Origin of the sequence: Lacipirellula sp., assembly GCF_965279485.1 — a bacterium.
Lineage (GTDB): Bacteria > Planctomycetota > Planctomycetia > Pirellulales > Lacipirellulaceae > Lacipirellula.
In genome coordinates, this window is the sequence record NZ_CBDIIC010000002.1 from 1,946,346 (window position 1) to 1,964,642 (window position 18,297).

Here is an 18,297-nt window from a genome sequence, read left to right on the forward strand (position 1 = left end):
AAGCTTCAAGCGAGCATCAAATGAGGGCCACTGGGATCTTGCCAGTGGCCCTCAACATTTTTAGCCGGAGACCTGCGTCCCCAACTCTCGCAGCAGTTCCAGCGTATAAATCCCCGTATCGTGCCCGTCGCTGAAGTCGATGCCGTAGGCATAGCGACCAGCCGGCTCCATCGAGGCGATCCGTAGCGGGCGGATTTCAGCAGGGCTGAGGACCGTCAGCGTGGTCGCTGGCGGCGGCTCCGCTGACTGCTTTTCGCGGCACGAGGCGCAGGGGCAGCCTTCGCGAAGTTCGCGAATGGTGTACTCTCGGACTTGCCCGTCGCTCCAGACGATTCGCAGTCGCTCAGGCGACGTTAGTTTCAGTTCGGTCGGATGAATCGTCACGCTGGTTCCTCATCTCTGCGACGCTCGTCAATGAAGCGTCGCCCTTTCCCTTCAAACCGCGGCAACGACGCCGGCGGCGCCAATGCCACTTCAATCTTCAGTCCCAATCGCAACGACATCGCTTCCGCGATGCGCTCCGGGGCCGATCGCTGATCTTCCACTTCGACGAGCAGTTCGTCCATGGCGCCCCGCTTGCGAGCCGTGAGCCGATACTCGACCACGTCGGGGAAACTCCGGAGGATCTCTTCGACTGCCGACGGAAAGATATTCACGCCGCGGATGATCATCATCTGATCCGCCCGACCGAGCACCCCGCCTTCAAGCAGTACGAACCGATTGCCGCCGCTGCCGCGCCACGAGGGTCGAACCAAGTCGCCCGTCTGGTAGCGAATGATCGGCAAGCCGTACCGCCCGAGCGACGTGAGCAATAGGTGGGACAGCTCGCCCTCACCAGCTGGCCGTCCCGTTTCGACCGATTGGAACTCGGCGATGAACTCGCTTTCGAGCACATGGACGCCGCGGCGCTCTACGTCAGCGTAGCCCCACGGGCCGACTTCGCTCGCGCCAGCATGATCGACGACGCGCGCCTGCCAAGCTGATTCAATTCGCTCGCGAACTGCCGGAATCGATCCTCCCGGTTCGCCGGCGACAATGACCCGCGTCACCGAGGAAGACGCCAAGTCAAACCCGCACTCGGCGGCGACTTCGACGAGATGCAGCGCATACGTCGGCGTGCAGAGCAGAATCGTCGGCCGCGTGCGTTCAATGAGATCGAGCCGCGCCCGCGAGTTCATCCCGCCGCCGGGAATGACAAGCGCTCCGCGCGCGACGAGCGCATCATGGGCGCTCCAAAATCCGATGAACGGCCCGAACGAAAACGCCAGCATCGCGCGGTCGGCGGCGGTCGTCTCCGCGGCGTCGAGCACGAACTGCCAGCAGCCGATCCACCACTGCCAATCCTCAGCCGTGTCGTACACCGGCATCGGCCGGCCGTGCGTTCCCGACGTTTGGTGAAAGCGGACGTAGCGTTCGATCGGCCAGGTGCGATTGGCCGGCAGGTCCGCAGGTTCGCAGTCCGCGGTCAGCTCCGCTTTCGCCGTCGTCGGCAGCGTCGCCAGATCCGCTAGCGAGGCGAGCGGAAGCGTAACGCCCGTTAGCTTACGCGCGTAAAACGGATTCTCCGCCGCGGCACGACCGAGCGTCGCATTCAGCCGCTCAAGTTGCCGCCGTTCTAGCGACGCGCGATCAAGCGACTCCAACTTCCGCCGTTCGTCAACGTTCAATTCCATGGCTCCAACACGGCAGAGGTCGGCGTGTCACTCCGCCGGCAAGCAGGCGAGCGAAGATTCAGTCCGCAGAAACATCTTACCCTGATGGATCGCCGGCGTCGCATGAGATGCCTGCCCCAACGGAGAACGTCCAAGCAGCTCGTATTCGTCCGCGGCCGCGATGCAGACCACATCTCCTTCAGCGTCGATGCAGTAAATGCGTTCGCCCGCCGCAACGGGCGAGCCGTAGAAGTTGCCACCGATCCGTTTGGTCCACTGCGGCTTCCCGTCGGCGGCGGAGTAACACGCCACGACGCCGCGGTCGCTCCACACAAAAAGCTTATCGCCAATGGCGAGCGGCGTCGGCACTTGCGGCAAACTCTTCTTGAGCTCGTACGCAATCTCCGGCTGGCCGCCGGCGCTGGCCGCCGGTCGAACGGCGGTGAGCTGTTTGCCGTTCCCCCCTTCCCCGCTGCCGCTCAGAATCAACCCCTCGGCAAGGAACGGCGAATTGACGCAGCGGGCTTCGTAGACTCCCGGCAGCTGCCACAGCACGGCGCCGTCGGCCGGCGCGAGCGCGGCAATCCCCTCGGCCGAACTGCAAACGACGATCTGCGGCTCACCGTTCGCCGCTTCATACACGAGCGGCGTGGCGTAGGATTCAGTGCCCGCTTGTCGCGGTCGCCGCCAGCGTTCGTCGCCTGTCGCCGCATCGAGCCCCGCGATGAAACTTTCGCCGGTGTGATCGTTCGCGACGATGAGCAAATCACCGAGCAAGATCGGCGAGTTGCCCGAGCCGTGCTTGTAGTCGGCGGGCCCAAGCTCGCGATGCCACGCCTCGTCGCCCGCGTGAGTCACGGCGGCCGCGTGCAGCACGCCGTCGGCGGTCCAGGTAACGTAAACCCGCTCGTCGTCGACGGTCGGCGTCCCCGAGGCGTAGCTATTCGCCGCGTGTAGCGAGTGGGGCGACGCGGCGTACTCTCGCTTCCACAGCGTCTTGCCGCTCGCCGCGTCGATCGCCAGCAGCGTCATCGCGCCGCTCGTCGTATCGCCGGATGTGACAAAGATCTTGTCGCCCCAGCCAACAGGGCTGCTGTGCCCCTTCCCCGGCAGATCGACGCGCCAAAGGTAGGCTTCATCGCTCCACTCGACGGGGAACGTCACATCGGCGGCCACGCCCGATCCATTCGGCCCGCGGAACCGCGTCCAGTTCTCGCCAGCGTGCACGTTGCCGCCAAGCAGATCGAAAACCGCCACGCCGAGCGCGATCGTTGCAACGGCTCGGCCGAACCGACGACTCCAGCTATCTTTCGATCCCATAGAGTTCGATCTTTCGGTAAAGCGTGGCCCGACCAATCGCGAGCAACTTGGCTGCATCGGGAACGTTGCCGTCGCAGCGGCGGAGCGCCTCAAGAATCAACTTCTTCTCCCAAACGTCGATCTGCAGTGAATCGAGCTGATCGCCCCCCGAATCGCGGAGGCCGAGGTCGCGGGGCAGAATTTCATCTTCGTCGGCAAGCACGACGGCGCTATCAAGCACGTTCCGCAATTGGCGGACATTGCCCGGCCAGCGGTAGCTTAGCAACTTCGCTCGCGCTGCGTCGCTCATCTGCAACTGCGGGCGGCCGCGCTCTCGACGATAGTAGCTGAGGAAGAAATCGATCAACAGTTCGATGTCTCCCTCGCGATCCCGCAGCGGCGGGATGTAGAGTTCGAAGACGCTGAGCCGATAGTAAAGATCCTCGCGGAATTTTTTCTCGCGGACGTACGTCTGCAGATCCTGATTCGTCGCCGCGATCACACGAACGTCGACGCGAACTTCCTGCGTAGCGCCAACCGGTAGGAAGGGATGGCCTTCTAGAATACGTAGTAGTTTCGCTTGCCCTTCGAGCGGCAGTTCGCCAACTTCGTCAAGAAACAGCGTCCCTAGGTCGGCCTGTTGAAAGAAGCCGATGTGGTCGCGGTCGGCGCTGGTGAACGAACCCGCCTTGTGCCCGAAGAGTTGACTCTCCATCAGGTCGGCGGGAATCGCAGCACAGTTCACCGAAATCATCTGCCGATCGGCGCGATGGCTACCGCGATGAATCGCCCGCGCGACGAGTTCTTTGCCGGAGCCGCTCTCGCCACGCACCAACACACAGCCAGGCGCCCGACTGACACGCTCAATTTTGCTCTTGAGCGTCCGCATCGGCTTGCTCTCGCCGATGAGTTCGTCGTAGCCCGGCGACGCCCGTACAAGTTGCTTGTAATCGCTCTGCAGCGAAATGTGGGCCCGCGCTCGGACGAGTGCGATCACCACCAGATTCGCGACGGCGATGATGAAATCAAAATCCGACTGCCGGAATCGGCCCGCCTCGAGGTAGACGTGAATCGCGCCAACTGTCTGCCGTTCGCCGTCGCGGCTCTTTCGTACGAGCGGCGCGCACACGGCGTCGGCGAAGTGCTCGACCTTCTTCGCCTCGCCGCCCGCCGCCTGGTTGGCGACCCACACGGCATGGCCCTGGCTCAACACCAACTCAGTGAGGTTCTTGTTAAGCGTCACGCGATCGGCCGCGCCGACCGGAATCACCAGCTTCGGCTTGAGCTGATCTTCATCGTCGACCCACAGGAACCCGACGACCGCCGCCTGCGTGCGCACCTTGAGCAGTTCGAGCGAAACGCGAATCACTTCATCGGGATCGTCGCAGCCGAGCAAGCGAATCGAAAGCTGGTAGAGCAGCATCAGCTCCTGCACCTGCTCAGGCGTCGGCAGCGCGGCGAGCACTTCCTCATTGCTCTGCCGCACGGCAATCGGCAGATCTTGCACGATCGTCTGCGTCTGCCCGCCGCCATCACCCTGCGCCGTAGCCGGTTCGTCGGAGAGGCGGAACTCGAACTCGTTGCTGCCGAGCTTGATCTGATTCCCATCCGCGAGCGTGGCGTCGGAGATCTTCTGCCCGTTGACCATCGTGCCGTTGCGGCTGCCTTGGTCGTCGATCACCCACCGTTCGCCATCCTCGTAGTGGATGATGGCGTGGACTCGCGAGCAGAGGGGATCGGTGAGCGAGATATGGCAATCGGTGCCGCGGCCGAGGAGCGTGTCGCGCGAGGGATCGAGCGGGAAATTCGTCCCCGAATGCTTGCCCGTAAGGATGGTCAGATAAGCGTACACAGCGAAGCCACGCATTCCGTGCGGCGGGAAGGGATTGCCTGCGTCAATCGTAACCCACCGTGAGGGCGTTGGAAACGCAGCGAACCGCTGCGGAGCCGCCAAAATCGCGGGCGGAACGGCAGCCGCGGAGCCACGGAAATTCACCGAATCGACCAGCTCAGCCCGCCTTGTGGGAGCGGGGCGTCTCCAGTAAACTCGGTAGCTTCCCTACGGTTCGCCACGGCAAACCAGGATCGGGCTGTAGCTCAGCTTGGCTAGAGCGCTGCGTTCGGGACGCAGAGGTCGGAGGTTCAAATCCTCTCAGCCCGACTAGAAAAACCGACTCTTTCGATACCCACATTCCGAATCTGTGCATTTTTGCACGGTTCGTGCACAGTACCGGGCCTTCTAGGAAACCTATGTTTTCCAGGAGGCCCATTTCATGCGCACGCCAAAACCTTGGTTCCGATCAGCCAATCAGACGTGGTACGTCTGTCTTGACGGCAAACAACACAATCTCGGGAAGAACGAGAAGAAGGCCCACGACAAGTTCAAGGCCCTGATGAATCGTGGCATCACGGGCGACCACACCGTCCGCCAAGTGCTGCAAGCCTACTGGAAGTGGGCCAAGAAGAACCTCGCCGAGTCGACGTGCAAGCGACGCCAGCCGATGCTGCAATCGTTCAGCAAGGCTATCCCGGCACCCCTGAAGGCGGAGCAGCTTCGGGCGCTTCATGTTCAAAAATGGATTGACGCCAACGACACCAAGAAGGTGCCGGTAAAGGGCAAGGGAAACAAGGGCAAACGGCAGTCTAGCGAGACTCCGATTAGCCCCACGACAGCGAGCGATTACATCGCACTGGTGAAAGGCGTCATGTCGTGGGCGAAGGGCATGGGTTACGTCGACCACAATCCCATCGCAGACATGCCCAAGCCCGCCCGCCGAGTCCGGGAGTTCTTCATTCCGGTCGAACTATGGCCCAAGGTGTTTGAAGCGGCGACCGATCAGGAGTTCAAGGACTACCTGGGATTCATGGTCGCGACAGGCGCTCGGGCGGAAGAGATCGTCAGATTTGAATTGCAGCACTTGAATGGCAGCCGCTTCATTCTGCCGGTCACCCAAAGCAAGGGCCGCAAGAAGGCGCGAGTGGTCTACGTTCCGGACGATGCCATGGAAATCGTAAACCGACTCGCGAAACAATGGCCCGAAGGCAAGCTCTTCCGCAATTCGGAAGGCAATCCCTGGAATCGCGACAGCATCAACTGCCGATTCCGCCGTCTGAAGACGGTTCTGAAAATGCCACAGATTTGCGCCACGGTGTTGCGGCACAGCTTTGCCCATCACCGCCTGACGAGCGGACAGGATGCGCTTACCGTCAGTAAGCTATGCGGGCATGTCGACACGCGAATGCTGGCCACCCGTTACGGCCACTTGGACGCAAACGTCGACTTCATGTCTGGCGCGGCTAATCAAATACCGTCTCTTGGTCTGACAGGAATTGCTCCAAGTCCGCTGGCTTGATTCGAATAGACTTACCGACTTTCACTGTGGTCAGGCCTTTGTCGATCATGCGAGCGACGGACCGCTCGCTGATCTGCAGCTTCTCCGCTACCTGCTTAACGGTGAAATAATCCTCTGTTGATGGCTCGGGAACTTGCGTTTTGGTCGCAGCGATGGCAGCGGCAAGGTATCGCCTCACTTCGATAGGTTGAGCCGCCGGAGTCCATTCTCTGACCAGATCAGGGTAGCCATTCTTAGCCGCCCATTCGCTGACCTCGTTGACGATACCGGCGGCGACAAACTCCGCGCAGCGATCGTCGAGGCCTTCAAGCTTGGCTAAGAGCTTGTGAAAGTTCATGCGATTACCCTCATGGCGACCGCGGGCGGCAACTGGCCTTCGATGTATTCCGCCAGCTCAATCAACTGATGGGCGTCGAGCTGGTTCGTGATCAGCAGCAGTTCGTCAGCAGGGTGACGCCGGTTAGAACCCCAACGAACATTGGGGATGCGGCCTGGACTCAGGATCGTGTCGGCCTTCTCGCGGCAAAACAGGGCGACTTCGGCGATGGCGGCGGGGTGGGTAGCGACGAGACGTTTGACGAGCGTATACATAGCGAGTCTCCAGAAATGGAATAGTGGACCTACTACCAGCATTTTCTGGATCAAGAGTCTGTCAATGAAAATGTGACGAACTTTGGGCCGTATCAATCGGTTAACGATGCGTAAAAGCCGGACCAGCTTACGCAACCGCCCAAATCTCCAGCACCTGTATTGCAATCTACATATTCAGTATACAATTCTCGCGATCACCTTTTCTCGCCGAGGAGCACGCGACCATGGTCAACAGTTCGTTAAGTCCAGTACCAACTATTGCGTTAATAGCAATGGCACTAATTGGTGGCTGCTCCAAGGAGAAGCCGAACGCCAAGCCATCGCCCCCCGTCAAGGCTATTGAAGCAGTCAATGCGATAGGCGGAACAGAAAATGAGCGGAGACGTGCCGACGTGGTGTTCGTGCACGGGCTGCAAGGAGATTTCCAAGAAACTTGGCAAAAGGACAGCGACTCGTCTAACTACTGGCCCAAGTGGCTGAGCGACGACAATCCAGACTTGGGTATTTGGTCTGTTAATTACGAAGCGAGTAGTTCGAACTGGTTTGGCAGTTCCATGCCCATTCAAGATCGCGCAACGACGCTATTGGAAGAATTGAGACTTCGCGGGATCGGCAAACGGCCACTACTTTTCGTTACCCATAGTATGGGAGGATTAGTAGTAAAGCAGATGCTCAATGACGCACTAACACAGGACAATGAGCGTTGGGAAGCGATCGCGGATAACACTAAGGGAGTAGTTTTTATAGCCACTCCAAATTCGGGCTCCGGCGCGGAGAAGTTTCTTAAACTTCTGGGCCCACTCTATAACGAGTCAGTTCAGGGTGAACAGCTTGAGCAAAACGCCCCGATGTTAAGGAAGCTAAACACCTGGTACCGCAATAATATCCCTGATCACGATATACAGACACTCGTCTTCTTCGAGAATAAACCCATCATTGGCATCGGGCTGATCGTTGATGAAGGGAGTTCTGATCCAGGTATAAATGATGTCACTCCCATTCGACTTGACGGCGATCATCGATCGATTTGCAAGCCCGGCGCCCGGACAGATCAAATTTACATGTCCGTGCAAGATTTCGCGAACGAGCACTTGATCGCGAGAGAGAGGATCGACATTTCTTTCCCGCAATTCGTCGACGACTTTAACGAAAAGCGTAACGGCTTACTTGTCGAGTTCAAGAAGGAGTATGTCAACAAGACTGTGACTTGGGATGCTGTCATTCGCGACATAGTGCCGGATAAAGAAGCACCTGCTTATTCAATCGCCCCTGATAATGACACGCCGATGCTCGACCGAGTCATGGCGAGCTTCAGCCCCATCGAGTTCAACAACTCATTGCCAATCGGCAGCAGCGTCAAACTCGAAGGCACAATTTCCGAGCGCACGAATCGTCAAGGCGCAATTCTAATCGACTGCAAAACACTCCAACGCCTAAATAAGACTGAAGGCGACTAAATCGCTCAGCCTATTGCTCAAGCCGCTGCACTCGCTGCTGAAGGTCGTTGACCTGGAGCTGCAACTGTTGAATTTCCGCCTCAAGGACGGTGCGGGGCGAAGAGCTGGTCCCCTCAGCACCGCAACAAATAGCTGGCGCACAAGCTGGTGCGCATGCCGGGGCACAGCGTTTCGCCGGTGCACATGTAGAACGGCATCGACCTCTGCCGAAAACTCCCGCTTCAGCCACGCTTGACGTAAGCATCGTGACCAACATTCCGACAGCTATCACGTAGATTCGCATTGCTAGCACCCTAAGTGTCAAATGAGGGGATTTGGGAGTGCACGCAAATTTAGCATGGCAACATCTTCAGTCAACACCAATAAACTAGGTATTTTAAGCAAATTAGACAAGGCACGGCGGCCGAAATCGTTCTATTAGTGAACAAATCAATCACACTCTCTATTGCGCTCAATCACCTGGGCCTACCACAATGAGGATGTCCGCAGTTTTTTTGCGTGAAACAGACCGCGCAGGAGCATCGCCACCACACGAAAGGAGTATTCCAGCCATGTGTTACAAAGAAGGACCGCCTAATTGGCTAAGCGCCATCATTGAAGAGTAGCGGCGTAAGTAGCAGCGCCAGAAGAGTCTTGAGTTAAACGATCGTGCTGGGTCTAACTGGGATAGGGCACTCCATCTTTAGTTGCGGTGGCAGAGAGGGGACTATGCGTCTAGCACTCATCTTGGCAGCGTGCATCTGTGCGCCTTGCGGAGCGCAGGAGTTGAGCAAGCCTGATCCGGCCATCCAGGAGCGAATCCAGAAAGTCCTCGGTACCGCGAAACGACATCCCGGCGGCCTCCACGAGAATGCTCAGGCAGTCCAGGAGGCAATCGCGCTGAAAGATTCCGTCGCCGACAAAGGCGAAATCGTCAAGCAAATTGCGATCTACGCTGGTGACCCTGATGGCGAGGAGATGCAGCCTCTCATAGGGCTCATGCTATTGCATTTGCTTGACCTGCCTCCGAAGGTTGTTATTCAACGCCTAGCACCTCACCTGGACTCGCCGAATCCCAAGCTGCGGTCGTTTGTTCGGGATTGGTTCCAGGGGCATGACAACGTGGGCCGGCCCGACCCGTTGCGACCAGTGAATTACGAAGACTATCTGGAATACCTACGGAGCAACTCCTTTCCACCCGGTCCGTTCATCAAGTACGTCTATGAGCGTTCGCCGGGGCGCGCACTGATCCTGTTCCATCGTTCGACCCGCCGGGCCGATGCGATCGCTGCCCTTGAAAAGGTGGCGGAGAATGTTGAAGCCAATCGCAAAGAAGCCGGCTTGGCTGCCCCTCGTGTGAAACCGATGCGGCCGGACGAGTTCCTGCTGGCCGAGCACGTCGTCGAAGATGCGATCTGGGCGAAGCAGAACAAGTTCCACGAGCGTTTTGAAAACACACTTCCCGAAGCCAAGGAATACTTGGCCAAGCTGTCGAAGCATAATCAATGGTGGGTGCGTCTCTACTCCGCAGAGATCATGCGACAGCATCCCGAACTTCAAATCGAAGAGGCGATAATCGACTTGCAAGCAGATGAGAATGAGCTGGTGCGTGATGCCGCGCTGGGAGTGCGAATCCCATTAAGCCCCTAGTAGCCGCATCACGGCGAGAGCGGACCACGGCTGTCCCCGGCGGGTTCGTAGGTCCTTCCAATTCTTTCGTTGGCGGTCATCACACCGCACTCGCGGGCGAACGATTCGAGATCATCAAACTCGCCAAGCAAGACGTTTCGGTACGCGTCCTTGTGGTGATATCGAGCATGGCCGCCGCGGTTGATGCCCACCTTCTCGTACTCAGCGGCGAGCTTCCTGTTGATGCGAGCGAGGATCGCACGTTCGGTGATGAAGTCTGGCTCCTGGGGAATTAAAAATGGTTCCGGGCGGTCTTTCCTCGCTTTGACCAGTTCGCTGTAGCCATTGGCCTTCAGCCACGCATCATTTGGTAACAACATTTTGGGCATCATTCGTCTCCTCAAAGAAGAATTCAGCGGCCGAGCAGATCGATCGGCTACAAAGGTTAATTCGCACGACCGCCCGTAATGGCGGCGCGAAACCGGAAACTAGGGACCTGTTGCGCCTAGCGCCCGCTGGGGCGTGAGCCTAAAAGTGAAGCGCCGCGCCAGGCCACGAATGCCCCGTCCCGGCGACTGAGGGGACTAAACGACAATTTCATAGACGACCGCATCCACGAGATCGTCGAAGAGATCATCGAAATCGCCGTTTTCGATGGCTTCCTCTGCGGCTTCATCCGCAATGAGCAGTGCGAAGGCCTTTGCACTCTCGATAAGCTCGGCTTTCAAGACTTCGATACCTTCAGCGGCTTCCAAATCAAGCTCTGGCACTCCAAGCCTATCGAATCGCTTGCGAAGTTCTGCCGGCGAGTATTGGATGCGTGTGCGTTCGTTCAATGAGGCAACAGCTTTAATCAGCATCTCAGCCGGAATCGATTCGATGATCTTGTCGACAAGATCATCGACAGACTCCGCGTCTGTGCGGTTGAATGGAATAACGGCCGGTCGCTCGTCACCCCTGGGAATCTGCCGGGCGTACGGGTTCGCGGTAGAGTGTTTGTTCATACTCAATGTTGTCTCCCCTCAGAGTTCGTCGCCTGCCGAGCACTCCTCGACTGGCACTGTACTACGCCCGACGACGCCCGGTGGGGGCGCTAGCGTTGCCGCAGGCGACGAGATTCCGGCCAGCGCAGGCGTTACAACCGAACAGCCGCAATCGATTAGTGTGTTCTCTGCCTCTAATACGCTTGAAAGTTTCGACTAGGGGCGCGATTCCCAGAAATTGCGTTTAAGGCCAACGGCGGCACGAATCAGAGATGCCCGCTGCCCGGGGCGAGAGTCGCCGGCTATTTAGATGCGGATCAGCTTGGTGGCCGCTTCCACAGAGGCGCCTAACTGTCCCTGAGTGAAACTGCGGCTAGCCTGCCGGTCAAAACACCCTATGTTGGCTATGTGGGTGTTGATCAGGTTCTAAAGCGTCACGCTCGAATGTTCGTTCTCAAACTCCTTCCGTCTGCCAGAGCTGCGCAAGATGGGTTGCGATGGTAGCATTCGAAAACATAAGGAAAGGGCATGAGCGCTCTCCAAGGTAATTCTGAAGAACGAAAGCAACCTGGCTCCGATAGCGACATTACTCGTGAGTGGACTGGAAGATTTCCGTACAATGAAATCATCTCATTGCTCGATGTGAACCGACCGTTCAATCTGGCGGAGAGCACATCCCAAGATTTGACGGTTGGCGAACTTCTAGATTTGGCCGATCTAGAAAGTATCCGCGGATTGACGCTGGGGTATGGTAAGTCCGCCGGCGGATTAGAGCTTCGCGAGGCCATCGCAGATGCCTGTAAAGTCTCTTCGGAGCAGGTGATCACAACGCAGGGCGTCGCGCTGGGACTCTTCCTCCTTGCTTTTGAAGTCTGCCGTCCTGGTGACGACGCCGTTCTCGCAACGCCCTGCTTCCCGCCGAGCCGTGACTGCCTCATTGGCGCCGGCGTCAACGTTCGCGAAGTCAAACTGACATTTGAGCGGAGCTATCGACTGGACTTGGACGGGATTGAAGCAGAGTTGTCTTCGAAGACCAGACTTGTAAGCATTGCTTCACCTCAGAATCCCAGTGGCGTTCAGACCTCACGTGCGGAAATCGAAAGACTGCTCGGCCTAATGGAAAGGCGCTCGCCCGAAGCCTTACTCTTCATCGACGAAACCTATCGAGAGGCAACGTATGGAGACGCCAGGGCCGTGGACAGCTTTGCAGGGCTCGATGCTCGCATCGTCACCGGCGCATCGGTATCGAAGGCTCTCGGCGCCCCAGGCTTGCGTACAGGGTGGCTCACTGTAGCGGAGCCCGACCTTCGATCGCGTCTGACAGTCGCTAAGATGAACACCGTGATCTCTGGGGCGGTGCTGGATGAGGCGCTCACTACGGTTCTGCTGCGTAATAAAGAAAAGGTGCTTGCGCCACGACGACAATTGCTCGGCAGCGCTCTCAAGCAAGTGACGGCTTGGTGCGACGCGGAGCGCAAGCGCATTGAATGGGTGCAGCCAGACGCCGGTGCACTATGTTGTATGCGCCTGCGCGGAGATGCGTGGGACGAGACGGCAACCTCGCGATTCTGGGGGCTATTGCCTCACCATGACTTGCAACTCGCATCCGGAACATGGTTTGGCGAAACCAACCGTGTGTTTCGGTTGGGCTTTGGCTATCTGCCTCCGGCAAGCCTTGGTTCTGCGCTATCCGCTCTGTCCTCGGTCCTGGACGCTGTTGACGCGTAGTTGGTCTCGCTAGTTATCTCATGAGCCAAACCTCCCCTTGCTGATTTATGCGATCTGCATGCATCGGGCGAAAATGGCAAAGCTGTGCAGCTTGGCCACGTCCCAGACAATGTCTGGGCCGAAACTCCATGCGAACTCCTGAACTTGGCGAATGACTAGACAATCATCTCGTCCCTGGGAATGGAGGCCCACACCTCTGAGGCTGACTTCGTCCGTAACGCAGCAGATTCGTTTCGATTCTTGACATATTCCGTTATGGGAATATATTGGCGCCATGCCTCGCGCCTCCACAACTACCGACGTATTCAACGCCATTGCCGAGCCCAAGCGGCGCCAGATCATTGAAGTGCTCGCCCGTCGGGGCGCGCTTGCCGTCGGAGCCCTGGTCCTGACGTTAGGAATGCCGCAGCCGGCAGTTTCAAAGCACCTGGGCGTGCTGCGCAAGGTCGGCATCGTCTCGGTGACTAAGCAGGGCCAGCAGCGTCTCTACCAGTTAGAGGCGAAGGAGCTAAAAGCGGTGCACGATTGGGCCAATAAATTTGAGCGGCACTGGAGCCATCAAATAGATCGGATCAAGGAGCGCGCTGAGCGCAAGTCCAAGGCGGGACGGGACGGTACACGTTAAATCACAACCGAGGTATGTATGACAACTGAACACGAAGAGGTTCATGCATTTACAATTCGCAAAGAGATTGAAATTGCAGCGCCAATCGAGATCGCCTTTGAAGCCGTGCTAGACGAACTGGGCGCAGATGCCAGACGGCAAGTCGCTCTCCATGAAGATCGAGCCATGGCCCGGCGGTCGGTGGTTTCGTGATCTCGGCAATGACGCGGGACATCTGTGGGGCCATGTCCAAGTCATCAAGCCGCCGACGCTCCTCGAAATCACCGGGCCGATGCCGATGTCTTACCCGGCGGTGAACCATGTTCAGTATCGCCTGAAGACCAACGGCGATGGAACGCTCTTGACGTTCGCTCACCGCGCCATGGGGCTAATCTTGCCCGAGCATCGCGACGGTATGCCGGAAGGCTGGACTCAGTGGATCAATCAAATTCGCGAACGCGCGGAAACCAAATCACGCTGAAGGAAGACCATGACGCCTGAATACGAGATTGGAACGTCACTCCTTGCCGAGTTCGAGCAGGAACTCGGCCCGACGAGAAAGTTTCTCGAACGCGTACCCGAGGAGCGGCTCGCTTGGCGGCCTCACGAGAAATCGATGACCGCTGGGCAACTTGCCTTACACATTGCCCAAGTCCCCGAGGGCGTCCTGCGATTATCAGAGCCTGACGAGGCGCCAGTGCCAGACTTGAGCAGCGAGCGACCGCAGCCCGCCGCGCTACGCGAGATTCTTGATGCGCTCAACCAGAGCGCCGCGTACCTGCGGCAAACTCTACCTACGATAGACGACGAGCGCATGAGCGAGACGTTTCGCGTCACTCAGGGAGGACATGTCGTCGTGTCACTACCACGCGCCGCTTTCTTGAGGAGCATTATGCTCAACCACTGGTATCACCATCGAGGGCAGCTTGGCGTGTATCTCCGCTTGCTTAGCGTCGCGGTCCCATCGAGCTACGGGCCAAGTGGCGACGAAATGCCCGATTTCGCGAGCGAATAGATCAGTGCAGTTGCGGCAGAAACTTATATGAATAGCGCAGCCTCGGCGACGAGACCCGGCCCAAACCCTAGCAGGACGCATGGAGGCTGAGCGCCGCCGTCAAAAAGCGATTGCAAAATAAAGAGTACCGTAGCAGACGACATGTTGCCGTAGGTCGATAGCACTTGCCGCGAGATCGCTGTTTGCTCATGGGTCAGGCCCATGGCCGCCTCGACGGCCTCGACGATTCTCGGCCCTCCCGGATGAACAGCCCATAAGCTCACATCGCTGACTCCAAGTCCCTGCCTTTCGAGCCACACGGACAACCATTCATGGAGATTCGCCTGAATGAGCCGCGGCAATTCACTGGAAATAGACATCACGAATCCATGATTGCCTATGCTCCATGTCATCGCGTCGGCGGTGTCTGGGAATACGTAGGAGCCTGTCGCGGCGAGGCGCCATGGATGTTTTGACTCGTTCGCGGTTATCTCCCGTGCACCCAGCACGACGGCTCCTGAGCCGTCAGCAAAAAGAGCATTGCCGAGCATGCGCTCTGTGCTCCACTGGAATGCGTAGTGAATCGTGCAGAGTTCGACGCTACAAACGAGAATGCGGTTGCGACCATCAGCGCAAGCCAGACCGCGTGCCGCGCGAAGCGCGTTGATCGCGCCATGACAGCCCATGTAGCCCACATGAATGCGCTCGGTCGTCGGCGGAAGCCGTAAATGCTGGATCAGCCCCAGGTCGACTCCGGGCGCTGTGAAACCTGTGCAGGACGCGGTGACGACATGCGTGATTTCGCTTGGCTGGCAACCCGAGCGGTCGAGCGCCTGCCCGGAAGCTTCCAGCGCGAGCGGTAAGGCGTGCTGCTGATAATACTCCATCCGGGCTTCGGTTGAGGGGCCGAGATTAGGCGTCCCATCCGTATCTAATGATCCATTCGGCGCCCAGCGATCGGCCTCCGCCAGCGGCAGCACGCCATATCGAGTGGCAACGCCGGCATGTTCATACAAGGCCTTGGCGAATCGCCTTTGCCGACTGTCGACGCAACAGATGCGCTCGGTGAGCGCCAGAGACGCTTCTTGAGTGATTTCATGCGCCGGGACGGCGACGCCGACCGACAGTAATTCAACATCCATTGAGCGCTACTTTCAGCAAGTGTGGCCGAAGGGCCGGTCCAGAATCCTCACGACGGGCTCGCCGAGACAAGGAGCTTGGCGCAATCCCCGAACGGCAAGCTGGCGAACAGCCTTAATTCGCATACACCGGCAGAGCGTATGGCAGAATCTGTGCCGATTGCCTGTGGTCTTATCAAAGAGTCGCTTCCAGCGGGATTCGATCGTATCGTCCCATTGACCAAGCGACCCTGTCAGCAGTGACGCCGCCAACGCGCCTGACTGCATCGCCCAGCCGATTCCTTCGCCGGTGAATGGCTCCACATAAGCCGCCGCATCGCCAATCAACAGACAACGGTGCGATGCGATCGGCAATGTTCGCCGGGTGAGACTCGGCGTTCCATGCCACTGGAGATTCTCCCAGTCGGCCGTCAAGATCGAGCCGGACGCTCGCAAAATTTCTTGGACGAGGCGCCCCGGCGACTCTGCAGCGGCGAGGGCGCGTGGATCAATCGCTGCCGCGATGTCGAAACGGCTTCGGTCAACGGCCGTTATGCCGACGTAGCCAGCCGAGCCGTAAGCCATGTGCAACGAGCCCGGCACGTAATTACATGGCGCATGATCTGACAGGGCGCCCAATCCAATCAATGATTGGTGCGCCGCATTCGCAACGCACTCTGACGGGACGTTCGCGAGGCCCGTAGCAACGATGACAACGTCTGCACGTGCCCGCACCTCATTACCCATCTGACGCAGCGTCACCGTCCGACAGTTGTCTTCGGTGACGGGTTGAAGCGTTCCGTGCGCCTTGTCGCAGACGACGACGCCTGCCCGCATCGCTTCGCGTACCAACGCGTCGTCGAACGTGTGACGTGAGATGGCCATGCGCTCGCCGATCGGGATGCGAGCGGTAATGCCCCCGCTGGACAATTCAAATGTCCTCAGCGGCATGCCTTGGCAGGCAGTTGGAACATGGCCCAGGCCGACGCCGTTCAGCAGCGTGAGCGCCGCCCCTCCTAAACAACCTCCGCACACCTTGTCACGCGGCAATGTTGCTTTGTCGATCAACAGCACGTGCTTGCGTTGCAGCCCGAGCTGGCGAGCCGCAATAGCTCCCGCCGGTCCTGCGCCCATGACAATGGCGTCCCAGCGATCGCTTTCGTGAATAGCCGTCATCTGATCGGTTGCAAGGATGATCGGCTCTATTCCTTATATCTCGTGATTATCAGACGCCATGGCCACGCACGGCGGACGATGGCGGTGGAGAGACCTGCTTCATCGCACAGCTCGGCGACTTCCGAAATTGAAAAGGCATTGGCAACTGATTGTGGTCCGTCGTAGTGGACGATCGGCGAACGCGTGACCAGACGGCATGCTGCGTGCGCGATGACATATCCTATAGCAGATCGTCGCAGGTCGCTGACCACAAGCAGGCGTCCCGCACCCCCCATTTTAGCTAGTAGCGTCACGGCGTCCGGCCGGGACAGATGATGAAGAAACAATGACGACGTCACCACGTCGAAGCCGCTAGGCAGAGGCGATCGAACGGCGTCGGTGCATATCACCTTCATCGATGCGCCAGCAGCTCGACCTTGCTTGAAGGCCTGTTCACATGCTGTGGAGCTACAGTCGAGGCCGACGATGTCTACGGCGATGCCCTGTCGCTGAGCGCGCTTCCAGATGTTTGCCGCGACATCGCCCCCGCCGCAGGCTACGTCGAGGAGTCGCAGGCGTCGTCCTGACGTGACGCCAGAGTGGGACGTGATCTGTCGCCAAAGCTGCCCAGCCACGCCGCTGGCGAAATTCAGCCGTCGCAGCCCGTGGAGCGCACGTTCATGCTCGGCTCTTGGCATTTCGCTCTGGTCCATCAATTCTGGACGGAAGTCGCGTTGCACGAGCCTTGTAAGTGCCATCAACGTGCTAACAGTGAATCGCAGAAAAAGATTGACGAATGTGAAACCATCATCGCATCCTTCGTTCCACGATCTTGGTAAAGGATTGACCCGTATCACGTTTGCGGACTTACGTTTCCGCAAGTGGCGTGAGTTAAGCATTACGCACTGACGCCAAACGCCCGTCCTACAGCGGCCGTAAGCGCCATAGCAATGGCACCCCATACGGTGACTCTAACTACACCGACGCTAAGCTTTGACCCGCCGATCTTCGCGGCTACCCCGCCCAGCAGAGCTAGGGAAAACAACGATGACGCGACGACCGCTGCCAGTAGCACGGAGGGCGGCGATGCCACGGCAGCGTTCAGCGGTAGCATCGCCCCCGCGGCGAACGCTGCTGCCGACGTTAATGCGGCTTGAACTGGCCTCGCTTCCATGCCTGCGGTAATACCTAATTCTTCTCGGGCGTGGGCAGAGAGAGCGTCCTGCGCCGTCAATTGCTCGGCGACGCGGACGGCAACTTCCCGGTCCAAGCCACGCCCAATATAGATACTGGTTAGCTCGGCGAGTTCGCCGGCGGGATCCGCAGCCAATTCTTCTCGCTCGCGAGCGAGATCCGATTGCTCCGTGTCGGCTTGAGAACTAACCGAAACATACTCGCCCGCGGCCATCGACGCGGCGCCAGCCACCAGTCCCGCAACGCCGGCGAGGACGATTGCGTTCCGCGTGGAATCGGCCGCAGCGACGCCGACGATTAGACTCGCGGTGGAGACAATTCCATCGTTAGCCCCAAGCACGGCGGCGCGAAGCCATCCAATGCGCGTGATCCGATGAACCTCTGGGTGGCGAATTGTCATCGCCCCACTATACCCATCCACGCTACCAAATCGCAAACTAACGTGCGAGCGCGACGCTAATCCACGACGCCTATTGCCAGCTTCAGCCGTCAATCAGCTGCCAAAAATCGTCTATCCATGGGCGCTGACCGCGTACTAAGAGGCACGACGCATGTGGCCGA

At 58.7% G+C, this 18,297-nt stretch carries 19 protein-coding genes and 1 tRNA gene; 8 read left to right on the forward strand and 12 right to left on the reverse strand.

Annotation, left to right across the window (positions count from 1 at the left end):
* Window positions 1-60: 60 nt before the first annotated feature.
* The 4 genes from ACQY7R_RS15425 to ACQY7R_RS15440 are packed head-to-tail and all read right to left on the reverse strand — an operon-like array spanning window position 61 to window position 4,818.
* Entirely contained in the window at window positions 61-384 is a 324-nt protein-coding gene (locus ACQY7R_RS15425; RefSeq protein ID WP_428306478.1) for a DUF971 domain-containing protein, read from the reverse strand.
* Entirely contained in the window at window positions 381-1,673 is a 1,293-nt protein-coding gene (locus tag ACQY7R_RS15430) for a phenylacetate--CoA ligase family protein (protein ID WP_428306479.1), read from the reverse strand. The genes ACQY7R_RS15425 and ACQY7R_RS15430 overlap by 4 nt, the downstream gene beginning before the upstream one ends.
* A 27-nt stretch (window positions 1,674-1,700) precedes the next feature.
* Entirely contained in the window at window positions 1,701-2,972 is a 1,272-nt protein-coding gene (locus ACQY7R_RS15435; protein WP_428306480.1) for a PQQ-binding-like beta-propeller repeat protein, read from the reverse strand.
* Window positions 2,956-4,818, reverse strand: a complete 1,863-nt coding sequence (locus ACQY7R_RS15440; protein ID WP_428306481.1) for a sigma 54-interacting transcriptional regulator — start codon at window positions 4,816-4,818, stop codon at window positions 2,956-2,958. The genes ACQY7R_RS15435 and ACQY7R_RS15440 overlap by 17 nt, the downstream gene beginning before the upstream one ends.
* Window positions 4,819-5,037: 219 nt before the next feature.
* Between ACQY7R_RS15440 and ACQY7R_RS15445 the strand changes: the two genes are divergently transcribed.
* Both ACQY7R_RS15445 and ACQY7R_RS15450 read left to right on the forward strand, forming a co-directional pair.
* A tRNA-Pro gene (locus ACQY7R_RS15445) sits at window positions 5,038-5,112 on the forward strand.
* Between the two features lie 112 nt (window positions 5,113-5,224).
* Window positions 5,225-6,304: a tyrosine-type recombinase/integrase gene (locus ACQY7R_RS15450; RefSeq protein WP_428306482.1), complete on the forward strand. Its 1,080-nt coding sequence runs from the start codon at window positions 5,225-5,227 to the stop codon at window positions 6,302-6,304.
* On the opposite strand, the gene ACQY7R_RS15455 is transcribed toward ACQY7R_RS15450, so the two are convergent.
* Together ACQY7R_RS15455 and ACQY7R_RS15460 are read right to left on the reverse strand one after the other, a co-directional pair.
* Window positions 6,249-6,641, reverse strand: coding sequence for a helix-turn-helix domain-containing protein (locus ACQY7R_RS15455; RefSeq protein ID WP_428306483.1), 393 nt, complete (start codon window positions 6,639-6,641; stop codon window positions 6,249-6,251). The two genes, ACQY7R_RS15450 and ACQY7R_RS15455, sit on opposite strands and share 56 nt — an antisense overlap.
* Window positions 6,638-6,895, reverse strand: coding sequence for a hypothetical protein (locus ACQY7R_RS15460; protein WP_428306484.1), 258 nt, complete (start codon window positions 6,893-6,895; stop codon window positions 6,638-6,640). The genes ACQY7R_RS15455 and ACQY7R_RS15460 overlap by 4 nt, the downstream gene beginning before the upstream one ends.
* Before the next feature lie 224 nt (window positions 6,896-7,119).
* Here ACQY7R_RS15460 and ACQY7R_RS15465 point away from each other — a divergent pair, with 224 nt between their 5' ends.
* Window positions 7,120-8,352: an esterase/lipase family protein gene (locus tag ACQY7R_RS15465; RefSeq protein ID WP_428306485.1), complete on the forward strand. Its 1,233-nt coding sequence runs from the start codon at window positions 7,120-7,122 to the stop codon at window positions 8,350-8,352.
* Between the two features lie 765 nt (window positions 8,353-9,117).
* Window positions 9,118-9,981, forward strand: a complete 864-nt coding sequence (locus tag ACQY7R_RS15470; protein WP_428306486.1) for a hypothetical protein — start codon at window positions 9,118-9,120, stop codon at window positions 9,979-9,981.
* 8 nt (window positions 9,982-9,989) lie between these two features.
* Here ACQY7R_RS15470 and ACQY7R_RS15475 read toward each other — a convergent pair whose 3' ends face one another.
* Window positions 9,990-10,349, reverse strand: coding sequence for a hypothetical protein (locus ACQY7R_RS15475; RefSeq protein ID WP_428306487.1), 360 nt, complete (start codon window positions 10,347-10,349; stop codon window positions 9,990-9,992).
* Window positions 10,350-10,544: 195 nt separating this feature from the next.
* A complete protein-coding gene (locus tag ACQY7R_RS15480) occupies window positions 10,545-10,970 on the reverse strand; it encodes a hypothetical protein (protein ID WP_428306488.1) in 426 nt (141 codons plus the stop codon).
* Window positions 10,971-11,471: 501 nt separating this feature from the next.
* On the opposite strand from ACQY7R_RS15480, the gene ACQY7R_RS15485 reads away from it, so the two are divergent.
* The 4 genes from ACQY7R_RS15485 to ACQY7R_RS15500 all read left to right on the forward strand — a co-directional run bounded on the left by ACQY7R_RS15485 (window position 11,472) and on the right by ACQY7R_RS15500 (window position 14,290).
* Window positions 11,472-12,671 (forward strand): pyridoxal phosphate-dependent aminotransferase, encoded by a 1,200-nt coding sequence (locus ACQY7R_RS15485; protein ID WP_428306489.1) that lies wholly within the window; start codon window positions 11,472-11,474, stop codon window positions 12,669-12,671.
* Window positions 12,672-12,945: 274 nt separating this feature from the next.
* Window positions 12,946-13,296: an ArsR/SmtB family transcription factor gene (locus ACQY7R_RS15490; protein ID WP_428306490.1), complete on the forward strand. Its 351-nt coding sequence runs from the start codon at window positions 12,946-12,948 to the stop codon at window positions 13,294-13,296.
* Between the two features lie 151 nt (window positions 13,297-13,447).
* Window positions 13,448-13,756 carry an SRPBCC family protein gene (locus tag ACQY7R_RS15495; protein WP_428306491.1) on the forward strand — a complete coding sequence of 103 codons (309 nt, stop codon included), beginning with the start codon at window positions 13,448-13,450 and terminating at the stop codon, window positions 13,754-13,756.
* Between the two features lie 9 nt (window positions 13,757-13,765).
* Window positions 13,766-14,290 carry a DinB family protein gene (locus tag ACQY7R_RS15500; RefSeq protein ID WP_428306492.1) on the forward strand — a complete coding sequence of 175 codons (525 nt, stop codon included), beginning with the start codon at window positions 13,766-13,768 and terminating at the stop codon, window positions 14,288-14,290.
* 23 nt (window positions 14,291-14,313) lie between these two features.
* Here ACQY7R_RS15500 and ACQY7R_RS15505 read toward each other — a convergent pair whose 3' ends face one another.
* The 4 genes from ACQY7R_RS15505 to ACQY7R_RS15520 are packed head-to-tail and all read right to left on the reverse strand — an operon-like array spanning window position 14,314 to window position 18,136.
* Window positions 14,314-15,411, reverse strand: coding sequence for a type III polyketide synthase (locus tag ACQY7R_RS15505; RefSeq protein ID WP_428306493.1), 1,098 nt, complete (start codon window positions 15,409-15,411; stop codon window positions 14,314-14,316).
* Between the two features lie 12 nt (window positions 15,412-15,423).
* Complete coding sequence (locus tag ACQY7R_RS15510) at window positions 15,424-16,563, reverse strand: NAD(P)/FAD-dependent oxidoreductase (RefSeq protein WP_428306494.1); 1,140 nt, start codon at window positions 16,561-16,563, stop codon at window positions 15,424-15,426.
* 26 nt (window positions 16,564-16,589) lie between these two features.
* Window positions 16,590-17,441, reverse strand: a complete 852-nt coding sequence (locus tag ACQY7R_RS15515; RefSeq protein ID WP_428306495.1) for a methyltransferase domain-containing protein — start codon at window positions 17,439-17,441, stop codon at window positions 16,590-16,592.
* The gene (locus ACQY7R_RS15520) at window positions 17,441-18,136 is read right to left on the reverse strand and encodes a VIT1/CCC1 transporter family protein (protein ID WP_428306496.1); all 696 of its coding nucleotides are present in this window, start codon (window positions 18,134-18,136) and stop codon (window positions 17,441-17,443) included. Before ACQY7R_RS15520 ends, ACQY7R_RS15515 begins: the two co-directional genes overlap by 1 nt.
* Between the last annotated feature and the right edge of the window lie 161 nt (window positions 18,137-18,297).

Bases quoted from the DNA above. Each gene is read 5' to 3' on its own strand.
- ACQY7R_RS15430 (WP_428306479.1), bottom strand. From the start codon at position 1,673: ATGGAATTGAACGTTGACGAACGGCGGAAGTTGGAGTCGCTTGATCGC.
- ACQY7R_RS15435 (WP_428306480.1), bottom strand. From the start codon at position 2,972: ATGGGATCGAAAGATAGCTGGAGTCGTCGGTTCGGCCGAGCCGTTGCA.
- ACQY7R_RS15440 (WP_428306481.1), bottom strand. From the start codon at position 4,818: ATGCGTGGCTTCGCTGTGTACGCTTATCTGACCATCCTTACGGGCAAG.
- ACQY7R_RS15450 (WP_428306482.1), top strand. From the start codon at position 5,225: ATGCGCACGCCAAAACCTTGGTTCCGATCAGCCAATCAGACGTGGTAC.
- ACQY7R_RS15455 (WP_428306483.1), bottom strand. From the start codon at position 6,641: ATGAACTTTCACAAGCTCTTAGCCAAGCTTGAAGGCCTCGACGATCGC.
- ACQY7R_RS15460 (WP_428306484.1), bottom strand. From the start codon at position 6,895: ATGTATACGCTCGTCAAACGTCTCGTCGCTACCCACCCCGCCGCCATC.
- ACQY7R_RS15465 (WP_428306485.1), top strand. From the start codon at position 7,120: ATGGTCAACAGTTCGTTAAGTCCAGTACCAACTATTGCGTTAATAGCA.
- ACQY7R_RS15475 (WP_428306487.1), bottom strand. From the start codon at position 10,349: ATGCCCAAAATGTTGTTACCAAATGATGCGTGGCTGAAGGCCAATGGC.
- ACQY7R_RS15485 (WP_428306489.1), top strand. From the start codon at position 11,472: ATGAGCGCTCTCCAAGGTAATTCTGAAGAACGAAAGCAACCTGGCTCC.
- ACQY7R_RS15490 (WP_428306490.1), top strand. From the start codon at position 12,946: ATGCCTCGCGCCTCCACAACTACCGACGTATTCAACGCCATTGCCGAG.
- ACQY7R_RS15495 (WP_428306491.1), top strand. From the start codon at position 13,448: ATGAAGATCGAGCCATGGCCCGGCGGTCGGTGGTTTCGTGATCTCGGC.
- ACQY7R_RS15500 (WP_428306492.1), top strand. From the start codon at position 13,766: ATGACGCCTGAATACGAGATTGGAACGTCACTCCTTGCCGAGTTCGAG.
- ACQY7R_RS15505 (WP_428306493.1), bottom strand. From the start codon at position 15,411: ATGGATGTTGAATTACTGTCGGTCGGCGTCGCCGTCCCGGCGCATGAA.
- ACQY7R_RS15510 (WP_428306494.1), bottom strand. From the start codon at position 16,563: ATGACGGCTATTCACGAAAGCGATCGCTGGGACGCCATTGTCATGGGC.
- ACQY7R_RS15515 (WP_428306495.1), bottom strand. From the start codon at position 17,441: ATGCTTAACTCACGCCACTTGCGGAAACGTAAGTCCGCAAACGTGATA.
- ACQY7R_RS15520 (WP_428306496.1), bottom strand. From the start codon at position 18,136: ATGACAATTCGCCACCCAGAGGTTCATCGGATCACGCGCATTGGATGG.